This is a genomic window from Pseudomonas sp. AC255 (assembly GCF_979258175.1).
Window position 1 is genome coordinate 3,413,014 of record NZ_OZ409841.1, and the last position, 19,883, is coordinate 3,432,896.

Annotated in this window: 16 protein-coding genes; 12 read left to right on the forward strand and 4 right to left on the reverse strand. The window is 59.5% G+C overall.

The window, feature by feature from the left end; all coding sequences use genetic code 11:
* Positions 1-33 precede the first annotated feature (33 nt).
* From ACZZ0K_RS15520 to ACZZ0K_RS15530, 3 genes are all read left to right on the forward strand, one after another.
* A complete protein-coding gene (locus ACZZ0K_RS15520) occupies positions 34-1,323 on the forward strand; it encodes a M18 family aminopeptidase (protein ID WP_016773748.1) in 1,290 nt (429 codons plus the stop codon).
* 192 nt (positions 1,324-1,515) lie between these two features.
* Complete coding sequence (locus tag ACZZ0K_RS15525; protein ID WP_016773747.1) at positions 1,516-1,692, forward strand: hypothetical protein; 177 nt, start codon at positions 1,516-1,518, stop codon at positions 1,690-1,692.
* Between the two features lie 74 nt (positions 1,693-1,766).
* The gene (locus ACZZ0K_RS15530) at positions 1,767-3,923 is read left to right on the forward strand and encodes a mechanosensitive ion channel family protein (RefSeq protein WP_041479310.1); all 2,157 of its coding nucleotides are present in this window, start codon (positions 1,767-1,769) and stop codon (positions 3,921-3,923) included.
* A 47-nt stretch (positions 3,924-3,970) separates the two neighbouring features.
* On the opposite strand, the gene ACZZ0K_RS15535 is transcribed toward ACZZ0K_RS15530, so the two are convergent.
* On the reverse strand, positions 3,971-4,201 hold the full coding sequence (locus ACZZ0K_RS15535) for a bacteriocin immunity protein (protein WP_309475376.1): 231 nt from the start codon (positions 4,199-4,201) through the stop codon (positions 3,971-3,973).
* 19 nt (positions 4,202-4,220) lie between these two features.
* On the reverse strand, positions 4,221-6,128 hold the full coding sequence (locus ACZZ0K_RS15540) for an S-type pyocin domain-containing protein (protein WP_258707816.1): 1,908 nt from the start codon (positions 6,126-6,128) through the stop codon (positions 4,221-4,223).
* A gap of 304 nt (positions 6,129-6,432) precedes the next feature.
* Between ACZZ0K_RS15540 and ACZZ0K_RS15545 the strand changes: the two genes are divergently transcribed.
* On the forward strand, positions 6,433-7,752 hold the full coding sequence (locus tag ACZZ0K_RS15545; RefSeq protein WP_258707815.1) for an amidohydrolase: 1,320 nt from the start codon (positions 6,433-6,435) through the stop codon (positions 7,750-7,752).
* Between the two features lie 528 nt (positions 7,753-8,280).
* Here the strand turns inward: ACZZ0K_RS15545 and phnR are convergent.
* A complete protein-coding gene (gene phnR, locus ACZZ0K_RS15550; RefSeq protein ID WP_236169468.1) occupies positions 8,281-8,994 on the reverse strand; it encodes a phosphonate utilization transcriptional regulator PhnR in 714 nt (237 codons plus the stop codon).
* Between the two features lie 349 nt (positions 8,995-9,343).
* Between phnR and ACZZ0K_RS15555 the strand changes: the two genes are divergently transcribed.
* The 6 genes from ACZZ0K_RS15555 to ACZZ0K_RS15580 all read left to right on the forward strand — a co-directional run bounded on the left by ACZZ0K_RS15555 (position 9,344) and on the right by ACZZ0K_RS15580 (position 14,654).
* Entirely contained in the window at positions 9,344-10,411 is a 1,068-nt protein-coding gene (locus tag ACZZ0K_RS15555; protein WP_150638735.1) for an ABC transporter substrate-binding protein, read from the forward strand.
* 133 nt (positions 10,412-10,544) lie between these two features.
* Positions 10,545-11,351 carry an alkaline phosphatase family protein gene (locus ACZZ0K_RS15560; protein ID WP_252879693.1) on the forward strand — a complete coding sequence of 269 codons (807 nt, stop codon included), beginning with the start codon at positions 10,545-10,547 and terminating at the stop codon, positions 11,349-11,351.
* A gap of 5 nt (positions 11,352-11,356) precedes the next feature.
* Positions 11,357-12,193, forward strand: coding sequence for an ABC transporter permease (locus tag ACZZ0K_RS15565; protein WP_162245414.1), 837 nt, complete (start codon positions 11,357-11,359; stop codon positions 12,191-12,193).
* On the forward strand, positions 12,180-12,980 hold the full coding sequence (locus tag ACZZ0K_RS15570; RefSeq protein WP_258707814.1) for an ABC transporter permease: 801 nt from the start codon (positions 12,180-12,182) through the stop codon (positions 12,978-12,980). The genes ACZZ0K_RS15565 and ACZZ0K_RS15570 overlap by 14 nt, the downstream gene beginning before the upstream one ends.
* On the forward strand, positions 12,977-13,966 hold the full coding sequence (locus ACZZ0K_RS15575; RefSeq protein WP_073472631.1) for an ABC transporter ATP-binding protein: 990 nt from the start codon (positions 12,977-12,979) through the stop codon (positions 13,964-13,966). Before ACZZ0K_RS15570 ends, ACZZ0K_RS15575 begins: the two co-directional genes overlap by 4 nt.
* Positions 13,967-14,000: 34 nt before the next feature.
* Positions 14,001-14,654 (forward strand): HAD family hydrolase, encoded by a 654-nt coding sequence (locus ACZZ0K_RS15580; RefSeq protein ID WP_073472633.1) that lies wholly within the window; start codon positions 14,001-14,003, stop codon positions 14,652-14,654.
* Between the two features lie 96 nt (positions 14,655-14,750).
* Here the strand turns inward: ACZZ0K_RS15580 and ACZZ0K_RS15585 are convergent, their stop codons facing one another.
* Entirely contained in the window at positions 14,751-15,713 is a 963-nt protein-coding gene (locus tag ACZZ0K_RS15585) for a zinc-binding dehydrogenase (protein ID WP_258707813.1), read from the reverse strand.
* A 138-nt stretch (positions 15,714-15,851) separates the two neighbouring features.
* On the opposite strand from ACZZ0K_RS15585, the gene ACZZ0K_RS15590 reads away from it, so the two are divergent.
* A complete protein-coding gene (locus ACZZ0K_RS15590; protein WP_258707812.1) occupies positions 15,852-17,936 on the forward strand; it encodes a carboxy terminal-processing peptidase in 2,085 nt (694 codons plus the stop codon).
* 118 nt (positions 17,937-18,054) lie between these two features.
* The gene (locus ACZZ0K_RS15595) at positions 18,055-19,833 is read left to right on the forward strand and encodes a bifunctional diguanylate cyclase/phosphodiesterase (protein ID WP_252885599.1); all 1,779 of its coding nucleotides are present in this window, start codon (positions 18,055-18,057) and stop codon (positions 19,831-19,833) included.
* Positions 19,834-19,883 lie beyond the last annotated feature (50 nt).

The window sequence follows — 19,883 nt, forward strand, 5'->3', positions numbered from 1 at the left end:
TAAACTGCCGCCCATTGCTGTCTGGAGTTTCTTATGCGCGCAGAGTTGAACCAGGGCCTGATCGACTTTCTCAAGGCCTCCCCTACCCCGTTCCACGCCACCGCCAGCCTCGTTCAGCGTCTGGAGGCCGCCGGTTATGTGCGCCTCGACGAGCGCGAGCCATGGTCCACCGAGGCCAACGGCCGCTATTACGTTACCCGTAACGACTCCTCGATCGTCGCGATCAAAATGGGCCGCAACTCGCCACTGCACGACGGTATCCGTCTGGTCGGCGCTCACACCGACAGCCCGTGTCTGCGGGTCAAGCCGCAACCGGAACTGCAACGTCAGGGCTTCTGGCAACTGGGCGTCGAAGTCTACGGCGGCGCGCTGCTGGCGCCGTGGTTCGACCGCGATCTGTCGCTGGCCGGCCGCGTGACCTTCCGCCGTGACGGCAAGGTCGAGAGTCAGTTGATCGACTTCAAGGCACCCATCGCGATCATTCCCAACCTGGCCATTCACCTCAACCGTGAAGCCAACCAGGGCTGGGCGATCAACGCGCAGACCGAACTACCGCCGATCCTGGCGCAATTCGCCGGTGACGAGCGCGTCGATTTCCGCGCCGTGCTCACCGACCAACTGGCCCGCGAACACGGTTTGAACGCCGACGTGGTCCTGGATTACGAGCTGAGTTTCTACGACACGCAAAGCGCTGCGGTGATCGGCCTGAACGGCGATTTCATTGCCGGTGCGCGTCTGGACAACCTGCTGTCGTGCTACGCCGGCCTGCAAGCGTTGCTCACCGCCGAAACCGACGAGACCTGCGTGCTGGTCTGTAACGACCACGAAGAAGTCGGCTCGTGCTCGGCGTGCGGTGCCGACGGCCCGATGCTCGAACAGACTCTGCGCCGCCTGCTGCCAGAAGGCGACGAGTTCGTCCGCACCATTCAGAAATCCCTGCTGGTCTCCGCCGACAACGCCCACGGCGTGCATCCCAACTATGCAGACAAGCACGACGCCAATCACGGCCCGAAACTCAACGCCGGCCCGGTGATCAAGGTCAACAGCAACCAGCGCTACGCCACCAATAGCGAAACCGCCGGTTTCTTCCGCCATCTGTGCATGGCCGAAGAAGTCCCGGTGCAAAGCTTCGTGGTGCGCAGCGACATGGGCTGCGGCTCGACGATTGGCCCGATCACCGCCAGCCATCTGGGCGTGCGCACCGTCGACATCGGCCTGCCGACCTTCGCCATGCATTCGATTCGCGAACTGTGCGGCAGCCATGACCTGGCGCATCTGGTCAAAGTGCTCAGTGCGTTCTATGCCAGCCGTGAATTGCCGTAACGGCTGACAAGCTTCGCGAGCAGGCTCGCTCCCACAATGGAATGCCATTCACCTGTGGGAGCGAGCCTGCTCGCGAAATCGCCTGTGCAGACAGCAGAATCCTCCCGGCCTGATGCATTCCTGAGCCACATCACACCCCGCCTCGAAAACCCGCCTAGACTGCAAACATCCCCCACAGACAAGGCAGTCTTCATGATCTCGATGTCCTCCTTCCACGCCATGCTCATTCCCATCCTCAGCGGAATGATCCTGCTGGCCATCGGCTTCAACTTCCGCGACAAGAACGCCGGGGTGTTCGCCATGTGGATCGGCATGCTGATGATCCTCGCCACGGTGGTCTACAAGATCCTCGCCAAACTCAACGAATGACCGCGCCCGGCTCGCATTGAGCCAAAGGGCCTCGTACACTCCAGCGCATCCGCCTATCGCGAGGTTGTCTTCTGGTGTTCGCTCGTCTTTTTGCTTTGCCCGGTCTGCTGCTTGTCTGCCTGATGACGCTGCTGCCGCTGGCGCCCGCCCAAGCGGTCGGTCTGCCCGGCCTGCTCAACACTTCCAAACCGCAGCCTGAAGCCGTAGAACCTCTTGGCCAGTCACTGGACGAAGTGATCAAGTCGCTGGAAAACGACAAGCAACGCGCGCAGTTGCTCAGCGATCTGAAGAAGCTGCGCGACGCTACGAAGAAAGCTCAAGCCACCCCGGAAGAAGGCGTGCTGGGCCTGATCGGCGGCACCCTCGCCAGCTTCGAAAAACAGTTTTCCGGCGCCGACAGCCCGCTCACCCGCTGGTCCAACGAATTCGATCTGGCCAAGGACGAACTGACCAGCAAGCTGCTGCCGGCCAATGAATGGCTGCCGATCATCTTCGGTTTCGCAGTGATCCTGATGGTCTGGAGCCTGCTCGCCGCCGCGCTGATCTGGCTCAGCCACCGCGTGCGTCTGCGCTTCGGCCTCACCGAAGAACTGCCGCAACACCCCAAGGCCCTCGACATGCTGCGCTTTGCCCTGCGCAAGCTCGGGCCGTGGCTGATCGCGTTGGTAATGACGGTGTACATGAGCTACGTGCTGCCGTCTTCCCTGGGCAAAAGCCTGGCGATGGTGCTGGCCTATGCCTTGGTGGTCGGCACCTGTTTCTCGGCGATCTGCGTGATCGCCTTCTCCCTGCTCGACGGCCCGCACCGCCATCGCGCGCTGTACATCCTGCGTCATCAGGCGTTTCGGCCGCTGTGGCTGATCGGCAGCTTCGCCGCGTTTGGTGAAGCGCTGAGCGATCCGCGTCTGGTCGAGAGCCTGGGCGTACATCTGGCGCACACCGCCGCGACCACCGCCAATGTCCTCGCTGCGCTGTCGACCGGCCTGTTCATCCTGCGATTCCGCCGACCGATCGCGCACCTGATCCGCAACCAACCGCTGTCACGCCGCCTGACCCGCCGCGCCCTCAGCGACACCATCGAGATCCTCGGCACCTTCTGGTACGTGCCGGCACTGGTGCTGGTCGGCATCTCGCTGTTCGCCACGTTTGTCTCCGCCGGCGACACCAGCACCGCGCTGCGCCAGTCGCTGATCTGCACGGTGCTGCTGGTGTTGTGCATGGTGATCAACGGCCTCGTGCGCCGCCATTCGCTGAAACCGCAACGCGGGCCGAAACGCCATGCGCTGTATTCGGAGCGACTGAAAAACTTCTTCTACACCCTGACGCATTTGCTGGTGTGGCTGATCTTCATCGAACTGGGCCTGCGCGTCTGGGGCCATTCGCTGATCGCGTTCGCCGAAGGCGATGGCCATGACATCAGCGTCAAACTGTTCAGCCTGATCGGCACGCTGATTTTCTCCTGGCTGATCTGGATCCTCGCCGACACCGCCGTGCACCACGCCCTCACCCGCTCGCGCAAAGGCCTGGCGAATGCACGGGCGCAGACGATGATGCCGCTGATCCGCAACGTGCTGTTCGTGGCGATTTTCATCATCGCGCTGATCGTCGCGTTGGCGAACATGGGCATGAACGTCACACCGCTGCTGGCCGGTGCCGGCGTGATCGGTCTGGCCATCGGCTTCGGTGCGCAGTCGCTCGTCGCTGACCTGATCACCGGCCTGTTCATCATCATCGAAGACTCGCTGGCCATCGACGACTACGTCGACGTTGGCGGCCACCTCGGCACCGTCGAAGGCCTGACCATCCGCACCGTACGCCTGCGCGATATCGACGGCATCGTCCACACCATCCCGTTCAGCGAAATCAAAAGCATCAAGAACTACTCGCGGGAATTCGGCTACGCGATCTTCCGCGTCGCCGTGCCATACAACATGGAAATCGACGACGCGATCAAACTGATGCGCGACGTCGGCCAGAAGATGCGCAGCGATCCGTTGCAGCGCCGCAATATTTGGTCGCCGCTGGAGATTCAGGGTGTGGAAAGTTTCGAGTCCGGCAGCGCGATTTTGCGCGCACGGTTCAAGACTGCGCCGATCAAGCAGTGGGAAGTTTCCCGGGCGTTCAATTTGTCGCTGAAAAGGCAACTGGATGAGGCGGGGCTGGATCTGGCGACGCCAAGGATGAGTGTGCAGGTGATTACGCCTGGGGTGGAAATCAAAAAGGAAAGCTGAACAGAGATGGCCCCCTATTGGCAGGTAATACCAATAGGGGGTTGCTTTTATTTATCTTTGAAACCGGGTTTACCATTAGCGGAACGCCAGTTTTTTACCTCCAAGACAACATTTTCAGGCCCATCCTTACCTTCCTCCGGGTAGTAAATCAAATCGTAACCAGATGGATGTTCAACTAGCCGAGAGAACTCAAGAATGGCAGCAATTTGTTGCTTCTCTGTTGTAAACCCGGAATCATATATTTTCCTGACAAACTCAAGAAAATCTTCCTCTCTCATATTCTGTATCGACCTCATATCAAAGCCCTTTATGAATTTCAACATACGCTTTCGGGGTAACGATATTTATGTTGTCAGCATTATATAAATCCCCTCCCTCGGCCAAGCCGACCTTATGATGCAGTTCGTATTTCACTCTTGCTCCCGCTGAGTCGTTCATTCTAACTATCGGGGCTTTGCCCTTTTTCATTTCGTTCAAACTTGTTTCATTAAATAAGCCAGCCAGTTTTTCGTCATTGAAAACAACTTTCCAGAATGTTTCTCTGAATGCTCTGAAACTGTTGAACTGACGACCCCGTAACTGATCAGCAATGTGCGATGGGATTGGCGCCCCATCACCCTGCGCAGCAGCCCCTAGCCATCCACCCGCAACCGGCGCTCCATGACCACTCGCCACCCCTGGATCATTGCGTCGATCCCGGAACATGACGTACTGCGGTGGCAGGCCCGATTCCGACGGGAAGACCAGAATGAAGTCGTCGAAACGAATGCTGCCCCGCCCTGGGTGAGCGTCGATCCGTCCTTCAATCGGCACGAGGTTGCCGCCGATATATCGAGGTGGGGACGGATTCTCGATGGGGAATAGCGTTGAACTGTCTGCCGGCGTTACTGCGGGAGTCCAGACCGCGGTTGTCGGCGGGATGTCAGTGAGGGTCGCGCTGTAAGTGTTGTTCCCTGCGTTGAAATCAGCTGCAACCACGCGAACGCCGGAAGGCCGTTTTGTCCCCGCTACCGGAACGACAAGCAGTTCGGCGAGAGAGCCCGTCAGCGGCCGGGCGCTCAAACGTACCGGCAGATTCAGTCGTGCTCTTTCGCTTGCCAGCCTGTCCAGATCAGGCAGTTGACCGGGCAGCAGATCTGCCAGTGGGAGGCTGAGCAGAAAGCGTTCAGGCAATTCCCCATTGCCCAACACCGGGGAGTAGACAAACGCACTTACCCCCACCATCAGCCCGGACGCCGCGCCGGCAGCCACCTCCGATAAACCGGCCATCGCCGCGCGGATCGAAGCGGCAAAACCCGCCATCAGGTTGTCGGCAATCGCGACCGCACCAGCGGACGTCGCAAATACCAGTTGGGCGTGGCTGGTATTGCCCTGAAAGCGCAACAGGCTACTGTGCCCACCGGAGGTGTCCTGCCGGCGCTTTTCCTCAGCAACCCTGCGTGCTTCGGCCTCAACCTCAAGCGCTGCCTGTTCCTCGGCACGCGTGCGCTCTAGTGCCTCAGCCGCCAAACGGGCCTGTTCCTCTTCGAGCCGCCTGATTTCATCGGCCGCGGCCTGCCGCGCCAGCTCCTCCGCCTGCCGCCGCGCCTGCTCCTGAGCGACGCGGGCCTGTTCCTGTGCAACCTGCCTGGCGTATTCCGCCGCCAACCGCGCCTGCTCCTGAGCGATCCGCTCGGCTTCCTGCGCTTGCACCACGGCAATCATGCCCTTGACCGTGGCCGACTGGCTGTTCAACACGCCAATGCCTTCAACCAGTAACTTGGCGTTGAACAGAGCGCTATAAGCCTGCCGTACGCTGACGCTGGCGCTTCGCCGATTGACTTGCGGTAAGCGGCCTCCGTTGAAAAAGGTTTCAACCTGGGCGTGGCCGAAACGTTCGATGGCCACGTCCTTGGCCACCAAAAGCGCACCAAACTTCCTGGCGATCAGGGAATCCCTGAATTGCATCTCCCGCGCCAGCGCATCCAAAGGCGGCAAGACACTTTGATCACCTGCTGCCCGCGCTTCTGCCAGTTCATTTTCAATGACCTGAGCAATATTCCTGGAAGTATCTTTATAGATACTTTCCATATCGAGTATTTCACCCAACGGCGCAAAGTTAATGCCTGGTCCCGAGCCGTCCCCTGCACCTAAATAATGTAAATATTCATCTTGTTTATCCGGACGCACAACAATCGGCGGAAGCGTTATTCCATTACGCTGCATTTATAAATCCTCCATGGACAATAGTTTTGCCGCACTGACCCGTTACCCTCAAACAGCCAATAACGTGACCGGCACCTGGAGAAATTTATGGAAATAGATGTTGTGCGGTGCGGTACATGGTTATCGCCCGCGTTTTATCTGTCACGCCGGACGAAACTGATAAAGCGGTAGGAGTTTTCGCTGATAACTTATGCTCAAACGTAAATCTGTCGGAGCGCATAGCGCTTTCCGGACCCGATCGCACTTGCGTGCAAAGCCTTTGTCACAGGCAAGGAAGCCAACAACAATAATCAAGGAGAAGCCCATGCAACTGACGCGTATTGCCCAGACCCTTTTGCTCACCCTGGTCGCCAGCCACGCCAGCGCCGCGACGATGGACAGCGCTCGCACGCGCATCGCCGAGCAGGCGCAGAAGCTCGAACCGGAGCTGCTGGAAACCCGCCGCGACCTTCACGCTCATCCGGAGCTCGGCAACACCGAAAAACGCACCGCTGAACTGGTCGCCAAACAGCTGCAAGCCATGGGCCTGGAAGTGAAAACCGGCGTGGTCGCCATTCTCAAAGGCGCCCTGCCCGGCCCGACCGTGGCCCTGCGCGCCGACATGGACGCGCTGCCGGTCAAGGAAGTCTCCGACTTGCCGTTCGCTTCGAAAGCCAAAGGCACGTATCTCGACAAGGAAGTCGACGTCATGCACGCCTGCGGCCACGACGCCCACACCGCAATCCTGCTCAGCGCAGCGAAAATTCTGACCGGCATGCGCGACACCCTGCCCGGCACCGTGGTGTTCTACTTCCAGCCCGCCGAAGAAGGCCCGAGCGACTTCATTCCCGACGGCAAAAACACCTGGGGCGCGAAGATGATGGTCGAGGAAGGCGTAATGAAATCGCCGAAACCAGACGCGGTGTTCGGGCTGCACGTCTGGGCCGGCGTCCCCGCCGGCCAGATCGCCTACCGCCCCGGCCCGACCCTGGCCAGCTCCGACGACCTGCGCATCAAGATCCACGGCAAACAAACCCACGCCGGCCGCCCCTGGGATGGCATCGACCCAATCACCGTCGGCGCGCAAACCATCGTCGGCCTGCAAACCGTGGTCAGCCGCCGCACCGACATTTCCTCTTACCCGTCGGTGGTCAGCATCGGCACCATCAACGGCGGCACCCGCTACAACATCATCCCCGAATCACTCGACATGACCGGCACCATCCGCTCCTACGACTACGGCATCCGCCAGAAACTGCACAGCGACGTACGCCAGACCATCGAGAAAATCGCCGAAAGCGGCGGCGCGAAAGCCGACGTCACCATCATCGAAAAATACGACCCGACGATTAACAACCCTGCACTGACCGAGAAAATGCTGCCGACATTGAAGTGGGCGGCCAAGGATGATGTGGTGCAGGGACCGCTGGTGGGTGGGGCGGAAGATTTCTCGTTCTTCGCCAAAGAGGCGCCGGGATTGTTTGTGTTTCTCGGGGTTACGCCGCGGGATCAGGACATGAGCAAGGCCGCGCCGAACCACAATCCGGGGTTCTTTGTGGATGAGTCGGCGCTGGTGGTTGGGGTGAGAACATTGGCGTCGTTGGCGACGGATTATCTGTATGGGAATGCGGCGGTGGGCAAGTAGGAAGGGGTGACTGTGGGGGCGCTTTCGCGAGCAGACTCGCTCCCACAGGGATTAAGTACATCCGACAGAGATTGGTCGGCTGACAGGCCGCCTTCGCGAGCAGGCTCGCTTCCCACAGAAAAGCGAAAGCAAAAACAAAAGATCGCAGCCTTCGGCAGCTCCTACACACGATGAGCGTTAGCTCGAGCACCGCTTTTGATCTTGATCTCGGAGCCCGTCGGCAGGCTGAGTGGAGGGATTGATCCGGGCGTGGGAGCGCAGCGACCGTACGACGCAGTCGTACACAGCGAGTGTAGGTGCAGCGAAGCAAACCGGAGCCGCTGCGCCAGGATCGATCCCGCAGCGAAGGAACCCCGAGCCCCAGCGAGCGGGCCGAACGTCAGGGCGCAGCCTTTTGGTTACTTTTTGGCGTTTGAAAAAGTGACCCGCCGTAAGGGCGGAACCATAAGAAGCCGTTACCGCAGCAACGGATATTCACCCAAACCCCCAAAACCTGGTCGGCCCAAAGGCCGCCAAGGTCAAAAAAGATCAAACCACATCAACCCCTACGTGAATCGCATCATGCCGCCAAAACTCCAGATCACAATCAATCAGCCGCCCATGCTGATCATAATTGACCCGAGCAATCCTCAATCCCGGACTCCCCACCGACACCCGCAAAGCCGCCGCCGCATCGACAGATAAAGACGTAGGCACAATCTCAAACCGCACCCGCCCATAGTGCAAATCGAAATGCCGCGCATACAACTCAGTGATCGACTGATTCAAATCAAACTCAAGAATCCCCGGAAAAAACTGCGGATTCAGGTAGTGCTCGACATACAACACCAGTCGGCCATCAATCCGCCGCGAGCGGCAAATCTGGATCACGCTCGACAACGCCGGCAGCTGCAACCACGCACACACCGCCGCCGACGCCGGCTGCAACCGCGCCGAAATCACCTCGGTCGACGGCTCACGCCCCTGCGCACTGACCATCGCGTGAAAATGACTGCGCTGCATCAGGTTGTACGCCAGACGCGGCGGCGACACGAACCAGCCGCGCCGCTCCTCACGATAAATCTGCCCTTGCGCCTCCAATTGCAACAGCGCTTCACGCACAGTGATCCGCGTCGTCCCGAACAACTCGCTGAGCTTGCGTTCAGCGGGCAACTTGCTCCCGGCCCCCAGCAAACCATGATCGATCTGCTCCTGCAGCACCTGGCCAATCGCTGTCACCGCTTTCGTTGCCTCATCGCGCATCAACGTTACCTATCTGGACTAGACCAGCACTGTTTCAGGGCAAATCCGGGCGCTGCTCAGAGCGCTTTCGTGTGTTGCAAGCCTAGGCAGTGCAGATGACCGACAGATGACAAAACTACCCAACGGTCGTTTTCACGGCTTGCAATACATCGGCCAAGTCCCTTGCTTATCGGGCCTGCGTCATGGTCTACGCTTGTTTGGCAACGGCCAATCCCGGGCGGAGAAAAGATCAGCCATAAGGCCATCGACATCAAAATGTCATCCAGCCCGCCTAAATTGGCTCAGGTATTGCTGACCTAGACCAACACAACCGCAATCGCAGCGTTGAACACGACCAAGGAGCTTCGGAATGAAACAGCTTTTCCTGGCAACACTGTTAGGCTCGACCATTGCAATGTGCAGCGCCGCCATGGCGGCCGACACCGATCTGAAAACCCTCGAAGCCGCTGCGAAAGCGGAAGGCGCCGTCAACAGCGTCGGCATGCCCGATGACTGGGCCAACTGGAAAGGCACCTGGGAAGACCTGGCCAAGAAATACGGCCTGAAACACATCGACACCGACATGAGCTCGGCCCAGGAAATCGCCAAATTCGCAGCTGAAAAAGACAACGCCACCGCCGACATCGGTGACGTCGGCGCCGCCTTCGGCCCGATCGCGGTCAAGCAAGGCGTGGTGCAACCGTACAAGCCAAGCACCTGGGATCAGATTCCGGACTGGGCCAAGGACAAGGACGGCAACTGGGCACTGGCCTACACCGGCACCATCGCCTTCATCGTCAACAAGAAGCTGCTGAACGGCTCCGACGTGCCGACCAAATGGGCTGACCTGAAAACCGGTAAATACAAAGTCTCCATCGGCGACGTGAGCACTGCTGCCCAGGCCGCCAACGGTGTCCTCGCTGCCGCACTGGCCAATGGCGGTGACGAGAAAAACATCAAGCCTGCCTTGCTGCTGTTCGCCGACCTCGCCAAACAGGGTCGTCTGTCGATGGCCAACCCGACCATCGCCACCATGGAAAAAGGCGAGATCGAAGTCGGCGTAGTCTGGGACTTCAATGGTCTGAGCTACAAAGCCAAGATGGCCAACCCCGATGATTACGTAGTGCTGATTCCATCCGACGGCTCGGTGATTTCCGGCTACACCACGATCATCAACAAGTACGCAAAAAACCCCAACGCCGCCAAGCTGACCCGCGAATACATCTTCAGCGACGCCGGCCAGACCAACCTCGCTCGCGGCAACGCCCGGCCGATCCGCGCCGAACACCTCCAACTGCCGGAAGACGTGAAAGCCAAACTGCTGCCGAACGAGCAATACAAAAACGTTACGCCAGTCAAGGACGCCGACGCGTGGGAAAAGACCTCCAAAGCCCTGCCGCAGCAGTGGAACGAAGAAGTCATCGTAGAGATGAAGTAATCCTTCATCTGTAGGAGCTGCCGAAGGCTGCGATCTTTTGATCTTGCCCTTTAAAAGCAACATCGAAAGATCGCAGCCTCCGGCAGCTCCTACACAGATTGGTTCCAGATTTGTTTTCGGAGTTCTTGCCCCTATGAAGCACAACGTCATCCTTGTCGTGCTCGACGGCCTCAACTACGAGGTTGCGTGTCACGCCATGGGGCATCTGCAGGCTTATGTTGGCGCAGGACGCGCGGCGCTCTATCAACTGGAGTGCGAATTGCCCGCCCTGTCCCGACCGCTTTACGAATGCATTCTCACCGGCGTGCCACCGATCGACAGCGGCATCGTTCACAACAATGTCTCGCGCTTGTCCAACCAGCGCAGCATCTATCACTACGCCCGCGATGCCGGGTTGAAAACAGCCGCTGCGGCGTATCACTGGGTCAGCGAGTTGTATAACCGCTCACCGTTCGTGGCCGCGCGCGACCGCCACACCGACGATCCGACATTGCCGATCCAGCACGGCCATTTCTACTGGAACGACCATTATCCGGATTCGCACCTGTTCGCCGACGCGGAGAACCTGCGCCTGCGTCATGCGCCGGATTTCCTCCTGATCCACCCGATGAATATCGACGACGCCGGGCACAAGCACGGCCTCGACAGCGCGCAATACCGCAACAGCGCGCGCTCGGCTGACGTCATCCTCGCCGACTATCTGCAGAGCTGGCTCGACGCTGGTTATCAGGTGCTGGTGACCGCCGACCACGGCATGAACAACGATCGCTCGCACAACGGCCTGCTGGCGGAAGAACGTCAGGTGCCGCTGTTCGTCCTCGGCGAGGCGTTCAGCCTCAACCCTGATGTCACACCGAAGCAGACCGAGCTCTGCGGCACGGTTTGCGAGCTGCTCGGCGTGCCCCACGACAAACCTGTGTGCCGGGAGCTGCTCAAGTGAATGCCATGACTCGCGGCAAATGGCTCGCGGCGCTGTGTCTGGTGCCTTTCGCGCTGTTCTTTATCGTCTTCGAAATCGCCCCGCTGGTCTGGGTGATGATCAACAGCCTGCAATCGGAAGAGTCCGGCTGGGGCCTGGCCAATTTCAGCAAAATCTTCGGTTCGAAGTTCTATCGGCAGGCAATCCAGTACAGCCTGGAGATCAGTTTCTGGTCGAGCGTATTCGGCATCATCATCGCCGTGCTGGGTGCGTATTCACTACGCCGCGTCGATTCGAAGCTGCGCAACTTCGTGAATGCCTTCGCCAACATGACCAGCAATTTTGCCGGCGTGCCGCTGGCGTTCGCCTTCATCATCCTGCTCGGTTTCAACGGCAGCATCACCATCATGCTCAAGCAGTCGGGGATCATTCAGGACTTCAACCTGTATTCGAAAACCGGCCTGATCATCCTCTACACCTACTTCCAGATTCCCCTCGGCGTGCTGCTCCTCTACCCGGCTTTCGACGCTCTGCGGGAGGACTGGCGCGAGTCCGCCGCACTGCTCGGCGCCAACGGCTGGCAGTTCTGGCGGCACATTGGCCTGCCGGTATTGACCCCGGCGTTGCTCGGCACGTTCGTGATCCTGCTGGCCAACGCCCTCGGCGCCTACGCCACGGTTTATGCGCTGACCACCGGCAACTTCAACGTTCTGCCGATCCGTATTGCGGCAATGGTCTCCGGCGACATTTCCCTTGACCCGAACCTGGCCAGCGCCCTGGCCGTGGTGCTCGTGGCGCTGATGACCATCGTCACCGTCGTGCATCAACTGCTGTTGAAGAGGAGCTACCATGTCTCGCGCTGAATCCGGCTCGGCCGGCCTCTACCACCGCGTCGTGGTCTATCTGCTGTTCGCCATTCTGCTGTTGCCGCTGCTGGGCACGCTGGTCTATTCGATCGCCAGCAGTTGGTCGGCAACGATTCTGCCCAGCGGTTTTACCTTCAAGTGGTACATCCAGCTGTGGAGCGATCCGCGCTTTCTGCATGCATTCGGTCAGTCGCTGATCGTCTGCGTCGGCGCGCTGGTGCTGTCGGTGCTGCTGATCCTGCCGTTGCTGTTCGTCGTGCATTACTACTTTCCGAAACTCGATGCGCTGATGAACATCCTCATCCTGCTGCCCTTCGCGGTACCGCCGGTGGTGTCCTCGGTGGGGCTGTTGCAGCTCTACGGTTCCGGGCCGATGGCGATGGTCGGCACACCGTGGATTCTGATCGGCTGCTACTTCACCGTGGCGCTGCCGTTCATGTACCGCGCGATCACCAACAACCTGCAAGCGATCAACCTGCGCGACCTGATGGACGCCGCGCAACTGCTTGGCGCCAGCACTTTTCAAGCGGCGTTTCTGGTGGTGCTGCCGAACTTGCGCAAAGGCCTGATGGTGGCGCTGCTACTGTCTTTCTCGTTCCTCTTCGGTGAGTTCGTGTTCGCCAACATTCTCGTCGGCACCCGCTACGAAACCCTGCAGGTGTACCTGAACAACATGCGCAACAGCAGCGGTCACTTCACCAGTGCGCTGGTCATTTCGTATTTCTTTTTCGTGCTGGTCCTGACCTGGATCGCCAACATCTTGAACAAGGACAAAAGCGAATGAGCTACGTCAGCGTCCAACACCTGCAGAAAAGTTATGCCGGCACCACGGTGTTCAGCGACATCGATTGCGAAATCAACAAAGGCGAGTTCGTCACCCTGCTCGGCCCGTCCGGGTGCGGCAAGTCGACTTTGCTGCGTTGCATCGCCGGCCTGACCCCGGTGGATGGCGGCAAGATCCTCCTCGACGGTGTCGACCTCGTGCCGTTGAGCCCACAGAAACGTGGCATCGGTATGGTCTTTCAAAGCTACGCGCTATTCCCCAACATGACCGTCGAACAGAACGTCGCCTTCGGCCTGCGCATGCAAAAGGTCAACGCCGATGACAGCCACAAGCGCGTCTCTGAAGTGTTGAAACTGGTTGAACTGCACGACTTCGCCAGCCGCTATCCGCATCAACTGTCAGGTGGGCAGTGCCAGCGTGTCGCCCTCGCCCGGTCGCTGGTGACCCGCCCGCGCTTGTTGCTGCTGGATGAGCCGCTGTCGGCGCTCGACGCACGGATTCGCAAACACCTGCGCGAACAGATTCGTCAGATCCAGCGCGAACTCGGCCTGACCACGATTTTCGTCACCCACGATCAGGAAGAAGCGCTGACCATGTCGGACCGGATTTTCCTGATGAACCAGGGAAAGATCGTCCAGAGCGGCGACGCCGAAACCCTCTACACCGCTCCGGTCGATGTATTCGCCGCCGGCTTCATCGGCAACTACAACCTGCTCGACGCAGATGCCGCCTCGAAGCTGTTGCAACGGCCGGTCAACCATCGCATCGCCATCCGCCCGGAAGCCATCGAACTGAGCCTTGACGGCGAACTCGACGCGCAGATCCGCAGCCACAGCCTGCTCGGCAACGTCATTCGCTATCGCGTCGAAGCGCGCGGGGTGGAACTGGTGGTCGACGTACTCAACCGCTCCGCCGCCGATCTGCATCCCGACGGACAACGCCTGGCACTTTCCATCGATCCGACGGCCCTGTGTGAGGTAGCCTGATGACTTTGCTGACGTTGAAGAGAGAACTGCACTGATGGCCCTGGCAATTTTTGATCTGGACGAAACGTTGATCCACGGCGACTGCGCCACCCTCTGGAGCGAGCAGATGGGGCGCCTGGGCTGGGTCGATCCCGAGTCGTTCATGCGCAAGAACAACGAACTGATGGACGCCTACAGCCATGGCAAATTACGCATGGAAGATTACATGGCGTTCAGCCTCGAACCGCTGATCGGCCGTACGCCAGAAGAAGTCGAGCACCTGGTCGGGCCGTGGGTTGAAGACTTTATCGAACCGATCATCTTCAGCGACGCGACCAAAACCATCGCCGCGCACCGCAAGGCCGGCGACCGGATTCTGGTGATCTCGGCGTCGGGCACGCACCTGGTCAGACCGATTGCCGATCGACTCGGCATCGACGAGATTCTAGGGATTGAACTGGAAGTCGCGCACGGCGTTTACAGCGGCCATACCGTGGGCACGTTGACCTACCGCGAAGGCAAGATCACCCGCTTGCTGGAATGGCTGGACGCCGAAGAAGAAAACCTCGAGGGCGCGAGTTTTTATTCCGATTCGCGCAATGACTTGCCGCTGCTGTTGAAAGTGGATTTTCCACACGTGGTCAATCCGGATCCGGTGCTGCTTGAGCACGCAGAAAAGGCCGGCTGGCCGATCCATCTCTGGAAATAAAAGCAAAAGATCGCAGCCTTCGGCAGCTCCTACTTTTGGAATACGTGCCTCTGTAGGAGCTGCCGAAGGCTGCGATCTTTTGACCTTGCTTTGCTGTCAGCTCAAACTCTCATTGATCACCAACACCAACTTGCCCGCCACCGTATTGCTCGCCAGTTCGGCAAACGCTGCTTCGGCATCCTTCACCGCAAACGCCTTGGCCAGTTGCGGGCGCAGTCGCCCTTCGGCAAACAGCGGCCACACATGCTGGCCCAGATCACTAAGCAGATCCGCCTTGAACTGATCGCCACGACTGCGCAACGTTGAACCGAGCAGCTGCACACGCTTGGCCAACACCTGCGCCAGATCCAGCTTCGCCTCGCGCCCGCCCATCAAACCGATCAGCACCCAACGTCCGTCCAGCGCCATCAGCTTGAGGTTCAGCGCCGCATAATTGCCGCCCACCGGGTCGAGAATCACATCGAACGGCCCGAAGTCGCGCAGGCTTTCAATTTCATCGGTGCGCACCACGCCGCCCTGCGCACCCAACGCTTCGCAGTAAGCCAGGCGTTCGGCGGAACCGACGCTGACCCAGCACGGGTTGCCGAAGGCTTTGCACAGCTGAATGGCGGCTGAACCGATTCCACTTGCGCCGGCGTGCAGGAGAATTTTCTCACCGGGTTTCAGCGCTGCAAGTTGAAACACATTCAGCCAGACGGTGGCGTACACCTCGGGCAATGCCGCCGCCTCGATCAGCGAAATACCTTCGGGCACCGGCAGCACATGCCGTCCGTCGACGACCACCTCTTCAGCCATGCCGCCCCCGGCCAGCAAGGCGCAGACCCGGTCACCGACTTGCCAGGACGAGCCCGCGCCGACCTCGCTGATCACCCCGGAGCACTCAAGACCAAGCACTTGGCTGGCCCCGGCTGGCGGCGGATAAAGCCCTGCTTTCTGTAATAAATCGGCGCGATTGAGGCCGGCTGCCGCCACCCGGATGCGGACTTGTCCTACATCGCACGTCGGACTCGGCTCTTCAACCCATGCCACTTGACCTTCAACGCCTTGCAATGCCTTCACACTGCCTCCATAGTGAGTCTGGACTGAGCCCGAAGCTGTAGCGCCGGGCTTTTTGCATTATGCGACCGGCTCTCAAAGAACCGGCGACTTCAAAGACGGCCTAATATGCGTTATCAATTGTCCCCGCGTCGAATCAGCATGAAGCATCTGCTCCCCAGCACCGCCCTCGCTCTTTTCATCGGTATCGGCCTGTTGCCGGTGTCGGGCACCACATTCGCAGCCAACAGCTGGGACAAGTTGCAGCCTGATCGCGATGAAGTCATCGCCAGCCTGAACGTCGTCGAGTTGCTCAAGCGTCACCACTACAGCAAGCCGCCGCTCGACGATGCGCGCTCGGTGATCATCTACGACAGCTACATCAAGCTGCTCGACCCGTCGCGCAGCTATTTCATGGCCAGCGACATCGCCGAATTCGACAAGTGGAAGACCCAGTTCGACGACTTCCTCAAAAGCGGCGACCTCAACGCCGGGTTCACCATCTACAAGCGCTACCTGGACCGCGTCAAATCGCGTCTGGACTTCGCACTTGCCGAGCTGAACAAAGGCGTCGACAAGATGGACTTCAACACCAAGGAGACCTTGCTGATCGATCGCAAGGACGCGCCTTGGCTCAAGTCCACCGCGGAACTCGACGACCTCTGGCGCAAACGCGTCAAGGACGAAGTGCTGCGCCAGAAGATCGCCGGCAAAGACCCGAAGCAGATCCAGGAAACCCTGACCAAGCGCTACAAGAATCAGCTGGCGCGCCTCGACCAGACCCGTGCCGAGGACATTTTCCAGGCGTACATCAACACCTTCGCCATGTCCTACGACCCGCACACCAACTATCTGTCGCCGGATAACGCGGAAAACTTCGACATCAACATGAGTCTGTCCCTTGAGGGCATCGGTGCCGTGTTGCAGAGCGACAATGATCAAGTGAAGGTCGTGCGTCTGGTGCCGGCTGGCCCGGCGGACAAGACCAAGCAAGTCGCTCCGGCCGACAAGATCATCGGCGTTGCCCAGGGCAACAAGGAAATGGTCGACGTGGTCGGCTGGCGTCTGGACGAAGTGGTCAAATTGATTCGCGGTCCTAAAGGCACCGTGGTGCGTCTGGAAGTCATTCCGGCGAGCAATGCGCCGAACGACCAGACCACCAAGATCGTGCCGATCACTCGTGAAGCGGTGAAGCTCGAAGATCAGGCCGTGAAGAAGTCGATCCTCAGCCTGAAACAGGACGGCAAGGACTACAAACTTGGCGTGATCGAGATCCCGGCCTTCTACCTCGACTTCAAGGCATTCCGTGCCGGCGATCCGGACTACAAGAGCACCACTCGCGACGTCAAGAAGCTGCTGACCGAGCTGCAGAAGGACAAAGTCGACGGCGTGGTGATCGACCTGCGCAACAACGGCGGCGGCTCCCTGCAGGAAGCCACCGAGCTGACCAGCCTGTTCATCGACAAAGGTCCGACCGTACTCGTGCGTAACGCCGACGGCCGTGTCGACGTGCTCGAAGATGAAAACCCGGGCGCGTTCTACAAAGGCCCGATGGCGCTGTTGGTCAACCGCCTGTCCGCCTCGGCCTCGGAGATCTTCGCCGGCGCCATGCAGGACTACCACCGCGCATTGATCATCGGCGGCCAGACTTTCGGTAAAGGCACTGTGCAAACCATTCAGCCGCTGAACCACGGCGAACTGAAACTGACCCTGGCCAAGTTCTACCGTGTCTCCGGGCAGAGCACCCAGCATCAGGGCGTACTGCCGGACATCGACTACCCGTCGCTGATCGACACCAAGGAAATCGGCGAAAGTGCCCTGCCGGAAGCCATGCCGTGGGACACCATTCGCGCGGCGATCAAACCGGCGGCCGATCCGTTCAAGCCGTTCCTCGCCCAGTTGAAGTCCGAACATGACTCGCGCACCAACAAGGATGCCGAGTTCGTGTTCATCCGCGACAAGCTGGCCCTGGCGCAGAAACTGATGGAAGAAAAAACCGTCAGCCTCAACGAAGCCGATCGTCGTGCCCAGCACGCCGACATCGACGCCAAGCAACTGGCGATGGAGAACATCCGTCGCAAGGCCAAAGGCGAAGAACCGCTCAAAGAGCTGAAGAAAGAAGACGAAGACGCACTGGCCGCTGCCGAGCCGGACAAGGTCAAACCAGAAGACGATGCCTACCTGAGCGAAACCGGGCGCGTGCTGCTGGATTACCTGAAACTGAGCAATCAGGTGGCCAAGAAGTAAGTGATGGCAATTTAGTGCTGACGATCCCGGGATCGTCATCAAACAGTCATCATTCTGTCGTGCAATAAAGGACCGGGAGCAAGCGCTCCCGGTCCTTTTTTTATCGCCAGAGACTGCCATGACCACGACCGAACAGCTGAGCGCCTTGAGCTCGATCCTGACTCAAAGCGGTTTACACAGTCTGTTCCAGCCGATCATCTGTCTTTCCGAACGCCGCATTCTCGGTTACGAAGCCCTGACCCGTGGCCCGTCCAACAGCCCTCTTCACTCGCCGATTGCCCTGTTCGCCGTAGCGCGACAGGCTGGTCGATTGAGTGAACTGGAAATCGCCTGCCGACAAAGCGCCTGCCGACGGTTCAATGAGCAGCAACTGCCGGGCAAGCTGTTCCTCAACGTGTCGCCAGAATCCTTGCTCGAAGCCGCGCACCAACCCGGACGAACGTTGCAACTGCTGCAGGACTTGGGCATTGCGCCGAGCCAAGTGGTCATCGAGCTCACCGAGCAGACGCCAATCGATGACTTCCAGTTGCTGCAAACCGCCCTGCATCACTACCGGGCGATGGGTTTTTCCATTGCGCTGGACGACTTGGGCGCAGGGTATTCGAGCCTGCGCCTGTGGTCGGAATTGCGTCCGGATTACGTGAAGATCGACCGGCACTTCATTGATGGCATTCATCAGGATGCGTTGAAAAGAGAGTTTGTCGGTTCGATTCTGCAAATTGCCAAAGCCTCGCGCGCGCAAGTCATCGCCGAGGGCATCGAGCTACCGGAAGAACTCGCGGTGCTGACTGAAATGGGCGTCGACCTGGTGCAGGGCTACCTGCTCGGCCGCCCTCAGGAACATCCGTCCCGCGACGCTCGCGCGATGATGCCCAAACACGACAGCAGCGCCGTCGCGCTGAATGACGAAGGCAGCGACCTCAGCGCCCTGCTCAACGACCAGCCCGCCGTGCAACGCGATACGCCCACCGCGACGGTACTGGAAGCCTTTCGCCGCCAGGCCAACCTCAATTCGCTCGCGGTGCTCGACGAACAAGGCCAGCCCTGCGGCATCGTCCATCGCCACTCGCTGTCGGACGCACTGCTCAAACCGTTTGCCACCGATCTGTTCGCGCGCAAACCGATCAGCCGCCTGATGAACGATGATTTCCTCGCCGTGGAAATCAGCCAGTCGCTGCAGCAAGTCAGCCGCCTGATCACCAGCCGCGCCCGCCAGCGCATCGAAGAAGACTTCATCATCACCCTCAACGGCGGTTATCTAGGCCTCGGCCGAGTGATCGACGTGCTGAAACTGATCACCGAACTGAAAATCCAGCAGGCACGCTACGCCAATCCCCTCACCCTGCTCCCGGGCAACGTACCGATCCAGCAGTGCCTCACCCGCCTGCTGCAACAGGCCCGCGAATCGATCATCTGCTACGTCGACATCGACAGCTTCAAACCCTTCAACGACATCTACGGCTATGGCCGTGGCGACGAAGTCCTGCTCTGCCTCGCCCAATGCCTCAACGAACGCATCGACCCCACCCGCGACTTTGTCGGTCACATAGGCGGCGACGACTTCCTCCTCGTCCTCGGCCCCGAAGACTGGCGCAAACGCCTCAACCAACTGCTCGACGATTTCCAAAGCCAATGCCGCCGGTTCTATCGGCCTGAACACCTTGAGGCGGGATGTTTTATTGCGCCGAATCGCCAGGGTGTGCGGCAGGAGTTTGCGTTGTTGTCGTTATCGATCGGGGTGGTGCATCTGCGGCCTGAGGCTTGTGCAGCGCTTGATGCCAGCCAGCTTGCGGAGATGGCTTCGCAGGCTAAGCATCATGCGAAGGGGGTTGTGGGGTTTAGTGTGTATTTGCTCGATCCTACTGCGTCTCCAAAGGCATCACAGTTAGTCGGTTAAACTCGACGTAGTAGAGTGCGTGCTTACTTGCCAGGCGCCACTCCAGAATG